This window comes from Myxococcus dinghuensis, assembly GCF_024198235.1.
GTDB classification, from domain to species: domain Bacteria; phylum Myxococcota; class Myxococcia; order Myxococcales; family Myxococcaceae; genus Myxococcus; species Myxococcus dinghuensis.
This window is the reverse complement of the sequence record NZ_JAKCFB010000020.1, coordinates 1-14,497: the sequence shown is the minus strand read 5'-3', so window position 1 is coordinate 14,497 and position 14,497 is coordinate 1. Positions and strand designations below refer to the sequence as shown.

The 14,497-nt window shown below is 69.2% G+C and carries 17 protein-coding genes; 10 read left to right on the top strand and 7 right to left on the bottom strand.

Translation table 11 applies throughout. The annotated features are described in order from the left end of the window. Positions 1-88: 88 nt before the first annotated feature. Positions 89-2,008, bottom strand: coding sequence for a carboxypeptidase regulatory-like domain-containing protein (locus LZ198_RS24580; RefSeq protein ID WP_253974470.1), 1,920 nt, complete (start codon positions 2,006-2,008; stop codon positions 89-91). 140 nt (positions 2,009-2,148) lie between these two features. On the opposite strand from LZ198_RS24580, the gene LZ198_RS24575 reads away from it, so the two are divergent. Then, a complete protein-coding gene (locus LZ198_RS24575) occupies positions 2,149-3,216 on the top strand; it encodes a TonB C-terminal domain-containing protein (RefSeq protein WP_253974469.1) in 1,068 nt (355 codons plus the stop codon). A gap of 67 nt (positions 3,217-3,283) precedes the next feature. Continuing rightward, positions 3,284-3,778, top strand: coding sequence for a formylmethanofuran dehydrogenase subunit E family protein (locus LZ198_RS24570; RefSeq protein ID WP_323382856.1), 495 nt, complete (start codon positions 3,284-3,286; stop codon positions 3,776-3,778). Positions 3,779-3,833: 55 nt separating this feature from the next. Here LZ198_RS24570 and LZ198_RS24565 read toward each other — a convergent pair whose 3' ends face one another. Both LZ198_RS24565 and LZ198_RS24560 read right to left on the bottom strand, forming a co-directional pair. Further along, a complete protein-coding gene (locus LZ198_RS24565) occupies positions 3,834-4,958 on the bottom strand; it encodes an NAD(P)-dependent alcohol dehydrogenase (protein ID WP_253974468.1) in 1,125 nt (374 codons plus the stop codon). A 103-nt stretch (positions 4,959-5,061) separates the two neighbouring features. After that, on the bottom strand, positions 5,062-5,373 hold the full coding sequence (locus LZ198_RS24560) for a hypothetical protein (RefSeq protein WP_253974467.1): 312 nt from the start codon (positions 5,371-5,373) through the stop codon (positions 5,062-5,064). 144 nt (positions 5,374-5,517) lie between these two features. On the opposite strand from LZ198_RS24560, the gene LZ198_RS24555 reads away from it, so the two are divergent. After that, positions 5,518-5,904, top strand: coding sequence for a hypothetical protein (locus LZ198_RS24555; protein WP_253974466.1), 387 nt, complete (start codon positions 5,518-5,520; stop codon positions 5,902-5,904). A gap of 107 nt (positions 5,905-6,011) precedes the next feature. After that, complete coding sequence (locus LZ198_RS24550) at positions 6,012-6,200, top strand: hypothetical protein (RefSeq protein WP_253974465.1); 189 nt, start codon at positions 6,012-6,014, stop codon at positions 6,198-6,200. A 109-nt stretch (positions 6,201-6,309) separates the two neighbouring features. On the opposite strand, the gene LZ198_RS24545 is transcribed toward LZ198_RS24550, so the two are convergent. Further along, on the bottom strand, positions 6,310-6,741 hold the full coding sequence (locus LZ198_RS24545) for a rhodanese-like domain-containing protein (RefSeq protein WP_253974464.1): 432 nt from the start codon (positions 6,739-6,741) through the stop codon (positions 6,310-6,312). 130 nt (positions 6,742-6,871) lie between these two features. Between LZ198_RS24545 and pdxR the strand changes: the two genes are divergently transcribed. Then, positions 6,872-8,344 carry a MocR-like pyridoxine biosynthesis transcription factor PdxR gene (gene pdxR / locus LZ198_RS24540; RefSeq protein WP_253974463.1) on the top strand — a complete coding sequence of 491 codons (1,473 nt, stop codon included), beginning with the start codon at positions 6,872-6,874 and terminating at the stop codon, positions 8,342-8,344. 31 nt (positions 8,345-8,375) lie between these two features. Here the strand turns inward: pdxR and LZ198_RS24535 are convergent, their stop codons facing one another. Then, positions 8,376-9,050, bottom strand: coding sequence for a TetR/AcrR family transcriptional regulator (locus LZ198_RS24535; RefSeq protein WP_253974462.1), 675 nt, complete (start codon positions 9,048-9,050; stop codon positions 8,376-8,378). Between the two features lie 103 nt (positions 9,051-9,153). On the opposite strand from LZ198_RS24535, the gene LZ198_RS24530 reads away from it, so the two are divergent. Further along, positions 9,154-9,936 carry an SDR family NAD(P)-dependent oxidoreductase gene (locus tag LZ198_RS24530; RefSeq protein WP_253974461.1) on the top strand — a complete coding sequence of 261 codons (783 nt, stop codon included), beginning with the start codon at positions 9,154-9,156 and terminating at the stop codon, positions 9,934-9,936. Between the two features lie 39 nt (positions 9,937-9,975). On the opposite strand, the gene LZ198_RS24525 is transcribed toward LZ198_RS24530, so the two are convergent. After that, a complete protein-coding gene (locus LZ198_RS24525) occupies positions 9,976-10,983 on the bottom strand; it encodes an AraC family transcriptional regulator (protein ID WP_253974460.1) in 1,008 nt (335 codons plus the stop codon). 1 nt (position 10,984) lies between these two features. Further along, positions 10,985-11,869, bottom strand: a complete 885-nt coding sequence (locus LZ198_RS24520; protein WP_253974459.1) for an oxidoreductase — start codon at positions 11,867-11,869, stop codon at positions 10,985-10,987. A gap of 257 nt (positions 11,870-12,126) precedes the next feature. Here LZ198_RS24520 and LZ198_RS24515 point away from each other — a divergent pair, with 257 nt between their 5' ends. The 4 genes from LZ198_RS24515 to LZ198_RS24500 are packed head-to-tail and all read left to right on the top strand — an operon-like array spanning position 12,127 to position 13,989. Continuing rightward, positions 12,127-12,288: a hypothetical protein gene (locus tag LZ198_RS24515; RefSeq protein ID WP_253974458.1), complete on the top strand. Its 162-nt coding sequence runs from the start codon at positions 12,127-12,129 to the stop codon at positions 12,286-12,288. After that, positions 12,285-13,142, top strand: a complete 858-nt coding sequence (locus LZ198_RS24510; protein ID WP_253974457.1) for an RHS repeat domain-containing protein — start codon at positions 12,285-12,287, stop codon at positions 13,140-13,142. The genes LZ198_RS24515 and LZ198_RS24510 overlap by 4 nt, the downstream gene beginning before the upstream one ends. Beyond that, positions 13,139-13,606, top strand: a complete 468-nt coding sequence (locus tag LZ198_RS24505; protein WP_253974456.1) for a hypothetical protein — start codon at positions 13,139-13,141, stop codon at positions 13,604-13,606. The genes LZ198_RS24510 and LZ198_RS24505 overlap by 4 nt, the downstream gene beginning before the upstream one ends. Before the next feature lie 2 nt (positions 13,607-13,608). Continuing rightward, positions 13,609-13,989: a hypothetical protein gene (locus LZ198_RS24500; RefSeq protein ID WP_253974455.1), complete on the top strand. Its 381-nt coding sequence runs from the start codon at positions 13,609-13,611 to the stop codon at positions 13,987-13,989. Positions 13,990-14,497: the final 508 nt, after the last annotated feature.

Genomic DNA, 14,497 nt, shown 5'->3' with positions numbered 1-14,497 from the left:
TTTCCCAAGGGTGGGGATGGCGTCCTGCTCGTGCCACGCGTCGGCGCCCTGGCTGGAGGGCGGACGGACGGGCGGGCGTCGCCCGGGCTCAGCCGCCTGGCGGCGGGACCACGCGCGCGTCCTCGCCCTGGAAGCGGATCCGCACGACGGGGTGTGCGCCAGCGGACACCTGGACGACCTCGCGGAAGAGGAGCGCGCCCGCGTTCTCGAAGTACGGGTCGGTGGCGAAGACCGTGTACGTGCCGGGCGGGAGGTCCGAGAACTCCTTCACCGCCGAGTAATGGATGAGGGGCACGCCCTTGTTGGCCCAGACATCCATCTCCGGGTCCTCCTGGAGCGGGTTCACGAGCGCTTCCTGGAAGCCGCTCGTGTCCGCGGGCCACGCCCGCTCCCCGGTGACGACGAAGACGCTGTCGTAGTGGCTGGGCTGGGCGAGCAGGAGCCGGAGGTGCCCCGGGCCGGAGACGGGGCGGGCTTCGAGCGACGGCACGTCACCCTCGGCGGGGAGGTCCAGCGTCGTCGGGGGATAGCGCGGGGGGATGCGCTGCTCCCTCGGGCGCAGGCGCTGTTGGGCGTCGACCGTGACGGTGTAGTGCCCGGGAGGGAGCTGGAAGGTGGCTCGGCCCTGGGCGTCGGTGACGAGGCCTTCTCCGTCCGAGGGGTTCTCCGCCGACACGCGCGCGGCCTCGACGGGTTGGCCCTTCGCGTCCACGACGCGGATGGTGACCTGTCGCCCCGGAGCGGGGACGGGGAGGCTCACCGGCTTCGCGAGGGTGTCCGCGGCGAAGCGGTGCGAGACGATGCGCGTGGGGGTCCGGACCATCACCTGGACGTCCTCGCCGATGGGGAAGGGGCCCAGTGAGAAGCGGCCCGAGCGCCCCAGTTGGAAGGGGCCCTCCCGGTGTGAACGGGCCCGCCCGGCGATGGTGGAGTTCTCCGGCACCGACTGTCCCTCGGGGAGGACCACCCGTCCCTTCACGGTGAGGGCCTTGCGCAACACGATGTCGGGCACGGTGAGGTGCCGGGGCGGTGGGTGCGGGATGGACAGGGGTTGCTCGACGAAGCCCTTCGCGGACACGAGCATGTAGAAGCCGACGGGGCTCACCGTGAAGCGGCCCTGGGCATCGCGCACCCGGTGGTCGCCCACGGTGAAGGACTTCACGGGCGCGCCCTGCTCGTCGACGACCCGCCCCGTGACGGACTGGGGCGTCCGGAGGTCGATGGAGACGTCTTGGGATGGCGCGCCCGTGGTCGCCACGGCTTCGGCGATGCCCGTCGCGTGGTCGAACCGGAGGCGATAGACGCCCTCGCGCACGGGACGTGCGTTGACGCGGCCCTCGGCGTCGGTGAACACGCGGAGGCTCTCACGTGGATAGGCCGTGTTGCGCAGGAACGGACCGTCGGAGGGGACGGAGGGGAACTCCTGCACGGCGTCGATGCTGGCGCCCGCGATGGGCTTGCCTTCCGGGTCGACGAGGCGGGCACTCAGGGGCGCGGCGCGCGGGGCCTCGAAGCGGAGCACCTGTCGAGCGGGCGGGGCGCCCGCGTGGACCTCGAGGTCGCGCCACAGGTAGCGCAGGAACTCCTCCTCCCGCTTGCGTTGGTAGCGGTTGTCGACGACCTCCTCCTCCGCTTTGCGAACCCAGTACCCGAGCAGGCGGAAGCGGCCTGGGGGCGCGGGCAGCCGGGCGATGCCCTGGGCATCCGTCTCCGCCCGTTCGAGGGTGGCGCGGAGCGCCTCGGGGACGAGGTAGAGCACGGCCTTGGGCAGGGGCTGTCCCTCGGGGTCGAGCGCGAGGACCTCCATCGTCGCCGTCACGCCGCCGTCTTCCGGGGCCACCTGGGCGGACACGGTGCCGCTGTCGAGGGCGGGGGCCGTCGTGCCGCCAGCGGTGCCGCCGCCGTCCGAGGAGGTGGGCTCGGTAGGGGGGCTCGCGGGCTTCGAACCGCACCCGAGCACCAGGAGCAGGCTCAGCCCTACGGGGAGGAGGTCGAACGGGCGTCTCATCGAGGACAGCCTAGCCGTGAAATGTGACAGTCTGTGACTGTCGTCGACTTCGCGGATGGGCCTGGCGGGCAGGGGGACATCGGGGTCCTTGGACCTCGGGGTGCTTCTCCTCGGGCAGGGGAGGAGGCATGCTCCCGTGCGTGTCTCGTCGCTCCCGGCTGACATTCGCGGTCCTGGCGTCCGTGCTCCTGCACGCGGCGCTGTTCGGGGTGTTGTCGCGGATGCCTTCGGCCCCGGCGCCACGGGTCGCGTCGCAGCCGGTGACGGAGGTGGAAGTCGTCTACGTGACGCCGAAGGCGCCCGAGGCCCCGTCGAAGCGCGAGGCGACGCCGTCTCCTCCTCCGACCCGTCAGCGTGTTCCTCCGCCTTCGCCAGTGCGTCCGGAGCGGCCTGACGCGGAGGTGGTGGCGGAGGCGCCGACGAAGGCTCCACCGGCGAGCGCGCCGGAGAGCTCCGGGACGCCAGGGGCGGATGCGCCGCGTGCCGCCGAGCCGCCCGCGATTTCGCTCATGCCCAAGGGACTGCTGGGGGGCGAGCCGGTGGGGCGTCCCTTCCAGACGGGGCGCACGCTGCGCAACGAGCCGGGGGCGCTGCCAGACGCGAAGGAAGTGCTGCGACAGGAGCAGGCGCGAGTGGCGGAGCGCGTGGACACGTGGTCCGCGGACGCGGCGGCGACCGCGAGGGCCCGGGGCGGCGCGACGCCTCCGTACTACGCGAACATGCGCAACCTCTTCTCGAAGTCGCTGGTGCAGCCGCCTCCTCCGGATTTGAAGGTGCTGGGGGCGCGGCTGAAGCGCGAGCAGGTGGAGGCCATCGAGCGCTTCGGGAAGACGGGCACGCCGTTCGCGGCGGAGCCGCGAGACCGCCGGTTGGAGCAGCGCAATCGCTTGCAGGCCGCCGTCGAGGCGGGGCGTGCGGCGAACATGTACATGATGGACGTCACCGAGCCGGTGCTCGCGCTGGCCGCGGTGGTGGAGGTCCGTCAGGCGAAGGACGGGAAGCTGCTGGACCTCAAGGTGCTGGAGGGCTCGGGCGACGCGAAGTTCGACGCGTGGGCGCTGTCGCATCTGGAGAACGCGCTGGCGAGCGCGGACCCTCCGCCGGAGGAGGGGGTCGGCGTGAAGGCGGATGGGCTGCGGAGCCGGTGGCGGTTGGAGGAGTACCTCGGCAATCCGCGGGTGAAGGTCATCTTGATTGGCATCTACTGACGGGCGTCGCCCGGGGTGGCGGGCTCGGGGTAGAACCCGGTGTCTCGTCCCGCGTCAGGAGTCGCCCGTGGCCTTGCGTGTCGTCCTCTCCCTCGTCGTGCTGGCTGGCATGGGTTGCGCGACGACGCCTGTCGCGAAGAGCGCCGCGGAGGAGGATGCGCTGGCGCGGGTCGCGGCGGTGCACGGCGGCGCGGGGCCGTGGGCGGTCGCGGGATATCGGATGGGCGAGTACGCGCTGGGAGCGTTGGGCTTGCGGGCCGGGAGCTTCGACCTGGAGGTCATCCACCACAGCCCCTCGCAGGTGCAGTACGCGTGCGTGGCTGACGGCGCGGCGGCGGCCACGGGTGCGAGCCTGGGGAAGTTGAACCTCACGCGGCTCGATGCGGCGGAGACGGTGACGACGTTCCGCAATCGCGCCACGGGGAAATCGCTGACGCTGCGGCCCGCGGCTTCATTCGTCGAGCGCTTCCGTGACGTGCCTCGCGAGCAATTGGCGGTCAGGGGCCGGGAGGTGCTCACGCTGCCGGACGCGGAGGTCTTCGAGGTCGTCACCGGGTCCTGAGGGGCTGGACGACAGCCCCTGGCATCGGTCCGCGCTGTCGTGTCGCCGCGCGTGCTCACGCAGGCCGACTCATCCGGATGATGGGCTTGAGCGTGTCGCCCTTCTCGGAGTCCTTCGCGGCCTCGTTGATCTGCTCCAGGGCGTAGAACTTCACCAACTTGTCGAAGGGGAAGCGTCCCTGCATGAACAGGTCGATGAGTTGGGGGATGAAGACATCTGGGACGCTGTCGCCCTCGACGATGCCCTGGATGCGCTTGCCGGGGACCATGAGGTCGTTCACATCGAACGCTGCCTCGGTGCCCATGGGGGGCGCTCCCACGACGCCGCAGGTCCCGAGGATGTCGAGCGCCTCCACGGCCTGTCGGAGGATCCTGGGGTTGCCGGTGGACTCGAGCGCGAAGTCCACGCCCCGGCTTCCGGTGGCGGTGCGGATGACCTTCACCGCGTCCTCGCTGGCGCCGTTCACGGTGTGCGTCGCGCCCAGCGCCATCGCGAGTTGGAGGCGATTGGGCTTCACGTCCACGGCGATGATGGTGGTGGCGCCCGCCAGTCGCGCGGCCATGATGGCGCTCAGGCCCACGGCGCCGGAGCCGAAGGCCGCGAAGGTGCTCCCCGCGGGGATGCGCATGGAGTTGAGCACCGCGCCCGCGCCGGTGGAGATACCGCAGCCGAGCGGTCCCAGCAGCTCCAGCGGGACGTCCTTGCGGACCTTGACCACGTTGCGCTCGGTGGCGATGGCGAGCGTGCTGAACGACGACTGTCCGAAGAAGTGGTCGTGGAGGGGTTTCCCCTGGGCCTGCGTGGCGGTGGAGCCGTCCTTCCGTCCGCCGCCGAAGTTGCGGTCGTAGAACTCGCGGCAGTAGGCGGGGTGGCCCGTGGTGCACAGGTCGCACTTGCCGCAGAACGCGAAGGCGATGACGACGTGGTCTCCGGGGACCACCTTGGTGACGCCGCGGCCGACCTTCTCGACGATGCCGGCGCCCTCATGGCCGAGGACGACGGGCAGGGGCACTGCGTAGAACTGGTCCCGGACGATCATGTCGGTGTGGCACATGCCGGTGGCGACGATGCGGACGCGCACCTCGCTTTCGCGGGGGGCCTCGAGGGTGACGTCCTCGATCTGGAAGGGTCCGCCCTTCTGTCTCACCACGGCTGCCCTGGCCTGGGCTTGGTCGCTCATCGGCTCTCTCCTGGATGCCTGTCCACGAGAAGGTGAGGGCGTGCGAGGCTTTGCGAAAGGCCTCCTACGAGCATGCTCGCCGGGCGCAGGTCTGCCGCCGGGCCTACTCGACGTCCAGCCGCTCGAGCGTGCGGGGCGTCGTCGAGTCACGCTCCGTCCCACGTGAGGCGTCGTCCTGCGCGCGAGGGACCGCGTCGGTGATGCGCTCGAAGCTCACGGTGAGGGTCTTCTCCGCCTCGCGCGACGCTGTCCGGATGGCGGCGCGAGTCTTGTCGAGCGCGGCGGCGAAGCTCGAGAGCGAGCTCTTGAATCGAGCCACCCGCTCCTCCGGCGATGCTCCCGAGCCGCTTCCTCGTGACTCGTTGGAGGGGGCGGCCTCGACGAGGACTCCAACCTGGGTCGGCGTGGTGCTCATGGATCCATCCTCCTCCTGTCCCTCAGGTCTAACCGGGGCCGACTCGTGTTGTCGATAGCTGGAGACTTGCTTTCCCGTTCAGTCCGCGTGGGGCATGTGTCGTCGTCGATTTCAGTGGCTTCAACGTGATGACAGGGGGAATGGATGCGCCTGCAACCCGAGCATGTGGCGGTCTTCCACGAGCGGTTCTGCGACATGTACGACGGCGTGGTTCGCAAGATTGAGCTCGACGTGGGAGTCGCTTCGAGGCTCTGCAGGATCGAGGTGGTGTGCCAGGATCGGGACTCGCGCTCTGGATGGTCGAGGGTCACCCTGGTGGTCAGCGGAGCGAAGGAATTCAGCTTCAAGCTCGACAAGAGGACGTTCGAGGTGCTGTCGGATGGGGTGCAGTTCGCCTGGAAGGATGACCGCGTCTTCGTGGTGCTGGATGCCTACCCCGACGATGGCCCTGGCTTGCCTGACCTGACGAAGAACACCGCCTATGTCGCAGGTGAGACGTGCGACTGGAGTTGTGTCGAGGAGCCTGTCTGAATCCACCGGCCCCGCGGTGGTGTCACCCTCATTGGAGGCAGTCCACGAAGCTCGAAGTCTCGGAGCTGAGACAAGCGACGAACCTGCTCTTCGATTACCTGGCGCAGGTGGGGCACACCGAGGTCGAGTTGGACAGCGACCACTATTGGAGCATCCCGAACGACAAGCTGTACTCGGTCTACGAGGACCCGTCGGACTTCACGGTGGGGCAGTTGTCCGAGGACCTGGAGAACGTGAGGGCCTTCGTCTGGGTCTCCACACTCCTGCGCTTCATCGGCTCGAAGATCGCCGCATAGGCATGGCGCGGACGAGCAGGCTGGCAGCGTCCCCAACCTGTCCACGGAGCCGGGCCATGCCCACTCCGCGCTGCGAACAGACGCCCAGGGGAATCCCTCGGTCGCTGGTCTATCGCGCAGGGTCACGCCCAGTCGTCTCGGTGGCGTAGCCCTCCTTCACCCAGTACTCGATGCCACCAATCATCTCCTTCACGCGGAAGCCGAGCGCGGCGAAGCGCGCGGCCGCGCGGGTGGAGCCGTTGCACCCCGGGCCCCAGCAGTAGGTCACGATGACGTCGTCCTTGCTCAAATGCGCTGTCGACTCCGCGGAGATGGTTCGGGTCGGGATGCTCAGCGCGCCGGGGACGTGGCGTTCGGCGTAGGCCTCCTTCGAGCGCGTGTCCACCACGACGAAGCCCTTCTTCTTGCGGTCCAGGTCGACGAAGACGTCTGCGGGGTCGGTCTCCACGGACAGCTTGGCGAGGAAGTGACGTTGCGCGGCCTCGGGTGTGGCCGCTGGGATTTCGAGGACGAACGAGAACGGGGTGGTGGGCGAGGTCATGGTGGGCTCCGGTCTTTCCGACGCCTGGCAATGTGCGCCTGGAGTGGTCCACGAAACAGCTCCATTTCACGCGCGATGACTGGACCATTTTCCCGAGCAGCCAGTGGCGGGTTCCGGCTAGATGCAGAGCATGCCGAAGCGCTCCGCCGGGGTGTCGTTGCCGTTCCTGCTCTCGGATGGAGGAGGCTCGGGTCCCCTCCATCGTCAGCTCTACGAACGGTTGCGCGAGGCCATCCTCTCGGGCGCGCTCGCGCCACGAAGCAGGCTCCCGTCCACGCGCACGCTCTCCCGGGAGCTGGGCGTCTCCCGGGGCACGGTGGAGGGAGCCTTCGCGCAGTTGGACGCAGAGGGCTTCCTGGAGCGACGGGTGGGCGCGGGCAGCATCGTCGCGCTGCCGGAGCATGCACGGTTGCCGCGGAGCGCGTCGGTGGTTTCGCGTGGAGGCGCGGGCGCGCGAGGTCGCGGATTGTCGCGCCGCGGGTTGCTCATGTCCCGCGAGGTCCTGCCTCCCGAACCCAGGGACGTCCAGCCGTTCACCCCATGCCTGCCCGCGCTCGAGCTGTTCCCCGCGAAGCTGTGGGCGCGCTCCGTCGCGAGACAAGCGCGGCTCCTGGGCCCGGGGATGATGACCGCGGGAGAACCCTCCGGACTGCGGTCGCTGCGCGAGGCCATCGCGGCACACCTCGCGGTGGCCAGAGGCGTGCGGTGTGACTGGCGCCGCGTCCTCGTGTTCTCCAGCACCCAGCAGGCGTTGGACCTGGCGGCGCGGTTGCTCCTGGATGAAGGCGATGGGGTGTGGCTGGAGGAGCCCGGCTACCTGGGCGCACGGGCGGCCTTCGAGTCGGCGGGGGCGCGGGTGCAACCCGTGCCGGTGGATGGTGAAGGTCTCCAGGTCGAGGTCGGCGTCTCGCGTGCGCCCAGGGCGCGGCTGGCGTACGTGACGCCCTCGCACCAGTACCCGCTCGGCGTGACGATGAGCCTGTCGCGCAGGCTGGCCTTGCTGGAGCACGCGCGGGCCTCGGGAATGTGGCTCTTCGAGGACGACTACGACAGCGAGTTCCGGTACGCGACGCGTCCTGTCGCCGCCATCCAGGGCATGGACGTGGCGGGGCGGGTGCTCTACGCCGGGACCTTCAACAAGGTGATGTTCCCCGCGTTGCGGCTGGCGTTCCTCGTGGTGCCGGAGGCGCTGGTGGAGCCCTTCGTCGTGGCGCGGGCCTCGACGGACGGCCACGCGCCACCGTTGTCCCAGGCGGCCATGGCGCACTTCATGGAGTCAGGACACTACGCGGCGCATCTGCGCCAGATGCGGCTCGTGTACGCGGAGCGGCGGGACGCGCTGTTGGATGCGTTGAGGCGGGAAGTCGGAATCCAGCTCCGTCCCGGTCTTGCCGAGGCGGGGATGCACGTCGCGACGTTCCTCGGAGCAGGCAGGAGGGACGCGCACGTCGTCGCGAGCACCGACGCGCGTGGATTGGGGGCGCGCAGGCTGTCACCGCTCTACCTGGGACGCGGCGCCGTCCAGGGACTCATGCTGGGGTTCTCGGGGGCCAGCCCCGCGGGGCTGCGCGCGGCGGTGCGCAGCCTGGCGGGGCTGCTCTGAGTCACGCATCCCGAGAGCGCGGGCGATGGCCTCACGCGGCGCCGCCGGCTGCTCCGCTCCGGCGTGCCCGAGGTCGGGAGGCGCTCCTCGGCGCTTCGAGGACGCCGAGCACCATGTCGCGCGTCACCTCGATGACCGTGTCGAGGGAGATTCCCGCGGGGCGCTCGAAGGCCGCCGCGTGGCTCACCGCCTCGAGGGCCCGGGCAAGGACGAAGAGCCGGGCCTCGCCTTCCGCCGCGCGCGCCAACACACGACGTCGCTGGAGGTCCTCGACGAAGGCTTCGAAGGCCCGTGCGCGAAGCGCCTCGATGGCCGCGCGCCGCTTCGTGAGTTCCACGCTGTTCACGAGCTCTCGGTGCAGCGAGTCCGGAAGTCCCGGGGTCTTCACGAGGACCTCGATGATGGCCCTCACTGTCTCTGGAAGTGGGGCGTCGGCATGCCGTGCGAGGGTTTGTTCGAGCGCCTCGGCGGTGCGGTTCGCCCAGCGCTCGATGAGCGCGCCCACGATGGCCTCCTTCCCCGCGAAGTAGCGGTACACCAACGCGATGTTGACGCCCGCGACCTCCGCGATGTGATTGGTCGTCGTCTTCGCGTAGCCCTCCTTCGTCATCACCCGTTCGGCCGCGGTGAGGATGCTGTCGACCGTGAGCTGGGCGCGCTGTTGGCGAGGCTGGATGCGGCGACGCGTGCGGTCTCGGGGCGGCATGGGGGAAAAGTAAGTCATTCCGGCCGGCGGCGCGCGCTCGGAGGGAGGACCGCTCTTGGAACCTGAGTGGTTGCCTGCCCGAGGACGCCGCATCGTCCGACCCATGAATGAACGACCCGTCGCACTCATCACAGGCGCTTCCTCGGGGTTCGGGGCCCTCACCGCGGCCCGCTTCCGTGAGCACGGCTTCCAGGTCTTCGGCACCCGGCGCGCGGGCGGAGCTGGCTTCCTCTCGCTCGATGTCGATTCCGATGCGTCCGTGAGGGCGTGCCTCGACGCACTGTCACGGCAGACGGAGCGCATCGATGTCCTCGTGAACAACGCCGGGCGCGCCATGGTGGGGGCGTGTGAAGAGACGAGCGCGGAGGAGGCTCGTGCCCTCTTCGAGACCAACGTCTTCGGCGTCATGCGGGTGACGAACGCCGTCCTCCCGGTCATGCGGGCGCGTGGCGCGGGGCGCATCATCAACGTGGGCTCGGTATCGGGCTTCGTCGGCGTGCCGTTCCACGGCGCCTATGCGGCGAGCAAACATGCGCTGGCCGGCTATACGGAAGCGCTCCGCGTGGAGGTCGCGCCCATGGGGGTGGAGGTGGCGTTGGTAGAGCCCTCCGCGCACCGCACCGGCATCCAGATGCTGCGACCCCGCGAGCTGTTGTCCCTGTACGACGAGGGGCGGGAGCGGGTCGAGTCCATCATCCGGCGGCAGATTGAAACAGGGGATGACCCGGGCCGCGTCTCCGATGCGATTCTGCGCGCCGCGACGGAGCGCGCGCCCACGGCACGCTACCGGGTGGGAGGGAAGGCCGTCTTCGCCGCCTTCGCGCGCCGCGTCCTCTCGCTGAGGGCGTTCGAACGGGTCCTCGTGCGAGAGTTCGACCCCCGCTGAGGTCTGGGCCGTTGCGCGGCGAGCGCCCGGTGGGGCTCCTCAGTGCGCATGTCCGTGACGGGCCCCGCGCCACCGCAGGGGCGTCATGCCCTCCCATCCCTGGAAGGCGCGGGTGAAGGAGTTCAGCTCCTCGAAGCCGAGGAGGAACGCGACCTCCACGGGCTCCACGGTGGTGCTGGACAGCAGGCGGCACGCGGCCTGGTGACGGACCTCGTCGAGCAGGCGCTGGTACGACGTGCCCGTCTCACCGAGTCGACGTTGGAGCGTGCGAGAGCTCATGTGCAGCGTCTCGGCGACCTTGTCGACGGAGGGCCGCTCGCCGGACATGTGGCGGCGCAGCACGCGTCGCACGTCGTCCTCGAGCGCGCGCCGCGACAAGGGGTCCTCGAGCGCGGCGTCGAGGCTGGGGACGAGGAGGGCCAGCAGGTCCGCGTTGTGGGTGAGCAGTGGCTCGTCCAGGAGCCGTGCATCGAAGACGAGCTGGTCCACGGGCGCGTCGAAGACGACCTTGCAGCCGAAGTGGCGGGTGAGCAGCTCCGCGTCGGCGCGACGGCGGGCCAGGGCCACCCGCTTGGGGGCGACGGGCTTGCCCGTGCCCCTCCGGGCGAGCGCGAGCGTGGACGCGAACGTCGCGTCCACGAGGAACATGGGCAGGGCCTCCTCCGCGAGGAGCCAGTGGAACTCCAGACGGGCCTCGTCCCGCGTGACGTCGATGGAGACCTCTTCCGGGCAGGTGATGCGCTTGTAGCGCGCGAGCTTCTGGAGCGCCTCGCCGAGGTTGGGCGAGTGGGTCGCGGCCATCGTGGCCACGTCGAGCTGGTGCGCTCGCGCCTCGGCGCCCAGGCGGAGGCCGATGTCTCGGGCGCCCGCCATGACCTCGATGCCGTGCCACAGGCCCATGAACTCGCGCGTGGTGAGGCGGGCCTTGGGCTCCTGGAACCGGGAGAGCACGAGGCCCGCGTGTTGGAGCACCCGCCCCACGTCGAGCCCGAGCGACGTGAGTCGGTCGAGCAGGACGCTGGGGACGGGGACGAGGTCGGTGGGCACTTCAGTTCCTCGGGCTCACGAGCATCTGGGCGATGGGGGTCTGCGCGAAGTCGACCTGTCCATCATAATCCGTGGACACGCTCAGGGACCTCCAGTGTTCGTCCTCGGCCTTGCGCTTGTTGGCGACGGCCTCCGCGAAGAAGACGGCGTCGGAGCCGAGCAGCAGGCGCAGGGGTGGGTTCTTCTCCTGCGTGATGCGGAGGATGGCTTGCGCCGCCTTCGCCGGGTCGCCGCGCGCGGCGTCGCCGCTCTTGCGCAGCCGCCGCGTCACTTCACCGACGGTGGCCTGGTAGTCGTCCTGGACGTCGCTGATGCTCATGGAGGCACCGGCCCAGTCGGTGCGCATGCCGCCCGGCTCGATGATGGTGACGCGGATGCCCAGCGGGGCGACCTCGGCGGCGAGGACCTCGGACAGCCCCTCCACCGCCCACTTGGCGGACTGGTAGGACGCGATGCCCGGCGTGCCCATGCGCCCGCCGATGGAGGAGACCTGGATGATGTGGCCTTCCCGCTGCTTGCGCAGCACGGGTAGGGCCGCGCGGGTGACGTTGAGGACGCCGAAGTAGTTCGTCTCGAACTGCTTGCGGAAGTCGTCCATGTCGGCGTCCTCGATGGCCGCGACGTTGGCGTAGCCCGCGTTGTTGACCAGGACGTCGATTCGCCCGAAGGCGGAGACCGCCGCGGCGACGGCCGAGCGGGCGGCGGCCGGGTCGGTGACGTCGAGCGCGACGGCACGCATCCGGTCGCCGTAGCGCTTGGCGAGGTCCTCGAGCTGCTCGGGGTTGCGCGCCGTGGCGACGACGCGGTGGCCGGCGTCGAGCGCCGCCTGGGTGAGGTCGCGACCGAGGCCGCGAGAGCTGCCGGTGATGAACCAGACCTTCGACATGGGAGTGTCCTTCCTGAGCGGTGGGATGCCGCACCGTGGATTCGGTGGCTCAGAATTAGGAATCGCCCCGTCCTGGCGCCAATCGGATGGCGCCAATGTTTCATCCGATGGCGCCAGCCGGGGACGTGGCCCTGACTCCCACGCCTGCCCGACCTGGAAAAGCGGCAACATTGCAGGGACACACAAGCCTTACATGGGTGCCCCGCCATCCGGTTCGAGCCAGGGGGCCCTCCGCGATTCATCCCAGGAGCAAGCCAATGACGCTGCGACGATTCTGGTTCGAGTTCGAGTTCGCGGTGGGAGCGCCCGCTCCCCTCGGTACCCGGCTGGGATGCGGTGTCACGGCGCAGGACGTGGATGACGCCCGGCATCTGGTGTTCGAGCGGGTCTTCAAGAAACCCTGGGGCGGAGGAGGGTGACCAACGCGCAGGAGCAGCTCACGGCGCAGAAGACGCTGTACCTGCACAAGGACCACCTGGGCTCGGTCGAGACGCTGACGGATGAGTCGGGCGCGGCCTTCGAGGTGTCGAAGTATGAGCCGTATGGTGGGCGACGCTACCCGCACTCGTTGGGCATGTCGCAGACGCGGGGCAACTCGCGGGTGCGGCAGGGCTTCACGGGGCACGAGCACGACGAGGAGGTGGGTCTCATCAACATGAAGGGGCGCATGTACGACCCGAAGCTGGGGCGCTTCCTCTGCGCGGACCCGTTGTTCGTGGGGCCTCGCGTCAGTCAGGTGCTCAACCGCTACAGCTACGGCCTCAACAACCCGTTGCGCTACACAGACCCCACGGGCTTCGCGACCAACGAGCTGCCCGTCATCATTTATGACAGCTGGTATGGTGGCTCCGCCTACGCGGGAAGCAATGCTTCGGTTGGCAGAGTGGAATGGGGCCGTGAATCCTGCAACGAGGACGGCACTATCTGTACTCGGGAACGGTTCTCGGTGTCCTCGACCCAACCGCAAGAGCCGATGTCCGCAGAGTTCCGCTTCTTTCTTCTAAGGAGCCTGTACTCCGCGCGGAACAACATCGGCGTTGTCATTGAGTATGGGAAAGGCGCGCTGTTGGGGGGGGGCTCGCAGGAGGAGTTCCTGGCCTCGGACTCGTGCCTCCACCCGAGGGGAATTCGCGGCAGTTCTATGTGGGATACGCTGCTGCTCTCTTCGCCTGGGGCGTGGTGGACATTGTCGGGGGGGTGGTGGGGATCGTTGGAGGAGGAGGGACGGCGGCGGGAGGTGGTGTACTCTCCTTGTCCGGAATCGGGGCCGTGATTGGCGTCCCTGCCTCCGCCCTAGGCGTTTCGGCTGCGGCAATGGGGACCGTCTATATCGCTGCCGGTGCAATCAACCTCATAGGAGCATCCAATGCTCTGCAGATGGCGAACCAGGCAGGGGACGCTGGGGGGGGCGGTAGTGGAGGAGAGACTACCCCGCCCGCAGCCGAGGCCGCAAAGAATGGCGGTGGTGCCGCCGATGACGTGTTCCACGTTACACCCGACGGCGTAGTGCTCCCGAAGGGGCCGAAGCATAAGATCCCCGAGGGCTACTTCGAGAACCCGCACCGTTCCGGCAGCTATGGCGAGATCGTCAATGGGAAGTTCAAGGAGCGACTGCGGATCGACCCTCCGACTCCACCCCGCCGGGCGGGACCGAACAGGAGCCACTACCATCTCGACGGCAAGGGCAAGCACCACAGCCCGGCGTCAATCGACAACGATAAGGATCCGGGGTTCTAGCCATGACGGAGAGGATCGACGAGGCGTTCGCGGAGCTGGAGTGGCACGACGCCCTGCTGGTGAGCTTGAACATCGACCGGAGTACCCCCGGTGAGCGCGATGAGGTCGCCCTGCTGGTCGAGTGGCCGGATGGCCGGAAGCAGAAGGTGCGCTTCACGGATTGCTACGCCTTCAACGCGCAGATGAACTTCGGGGTGACCGCGCCGGAGTCGATCCGCGCCGCGCGCTGCATCGCTGACGCGCCGAAGCTGGCCGAGATGAGGCAGCGGTGGATGGCGCTCGGGGTCGATCTTGGGGATCTTTGGTGCTTCGAGATCACCACCAACTCGACGGCCAGCGAGATCCGCATCTTCGCGAAGCGGTTCGAGGTCTCGGACCCGTAGGCCACAACCAAAACCTTCCGTCACACCCCGCTGCCCAGAAGGAGCTACGCGGCCGAAGCCGGGGGGCGGTTCTGCCACGCCCGGTGTAGGGGCCGGGTCGGGCCCCAGAGCGCGATGGCGATCTCCCGCCATCTCCGGCCCTTGCTGTGCAGCGCGGCCGCGGCGTCGAGATCCACATCGCGGTAGGGCCTACCCACGGCCTTGCCGCTGCGGGTCCTGCCGCTGGCCTTCACCTGGGCTAGTTTTCGGCCCGGATGAAGTCTGCCGAACCTGCATGTTGGCCCAAGTAGGAGGGTCGGCATGCAGGGACCGGAAGTGAAGCTGAAGGAGGCAGACAGGGCAGCGCTGAAAGCGCTGATGCGTCGCGGGTGCGAGTCCGTGGGTCAAGTCCCGAATCGTGTGTAATTGGTCCGGAGGGGTACGGGGAAGGAATGCTCCTTGGTGGGGTCAAGCAGCGGCAGTGTCTGGGGTTGAGTTGAGCAGGGACATGTCGAGGTAGCGGCGGTCA

Excerpts from the sequence above, each read along its gene's own strand:
- pdxR (WP_253974463.1), top strand. The coding sequence starts at position 6,872 with ATGCCGAAGCGCTCCGCCGGGGTGTCGTTGCCGTTCCTGCTCTCGGAT.
- LZ198_RS24545 (WP_253974464.1), bottom strand. The coding sequence starts at position 6,741 with ATGACCTCGCCCACCACCCCGTTCTCGTTCGTCCTCGAAATCCCAGCG.
- LZ198_RS24560 (WP_253974467.1), bottom strand. The coding sequence starts at position 5,373 with ATGAGCACCACGCCGACCCAGGTTGGAGTCCTCGTCGAGGCCGCCCCC.
- LZ198_RS24580 (WP_253974470.1), bottom strand. The coding sequence starts at position 2,008 with ATGAGACGCCCGTTCGACCTCCTCCCCGTAGGGCTGAGCCTGCTCCTG.
- LZ198_RS24555 (WP_253974466.1), top strand. The coding sequence starts at position 5,518 with ATGCGCCTGCAACCCGAGCATGTGGCGGTCTTCCACGAGCGGTTCTGC.
- LZ198_RS24520 (WP_253974459.1), bottom strand. The coding sequence starts at position 11,869 with ATGTCGAAGGTCTGGTTCATCACCGGCAGCTCTCGCGGCCTCGGTCGC.
- LZ198_RS24535 (WP_253974462.1), bottom strand. The coding sequence starts at position 9,050 with ATGCCGCCCCGAGACCGCACGCGTCGCCGCATCCAGCCTCGCCAACAG.
- LZ198_RS24500 (WP_253974455.1), top strand. The coding sequence starts at position 13,609 with ATGACGGAGAGGATCGACGAGGCGTTCGCGGAGCTGGAGTGGCACGAC.
- LZ198_RS24515 (WP_253974458.1), top strand. The coding sequence starts at position 12,127 with ATGACGCTGCGACGATTCTGGTTCGAGTTCGAGTTCGCGGTGGGAGCG.
- LZ198_RS24565 (WP_253974468.1), bottom strand. The coding sequence starts at position 4,958 with ATGAGCGACCAAGCCCAGGCCAGGGCAGCCGTGGTGAGACAGAAGGGC.
- LZ198_RS24530 (WP_253974461.1), top strand. The coding sequence starts at position 9,154 with ATGAATGAACGACCCGTCGCACTCATCACAGGCGCTTCCTCGGGGTTC.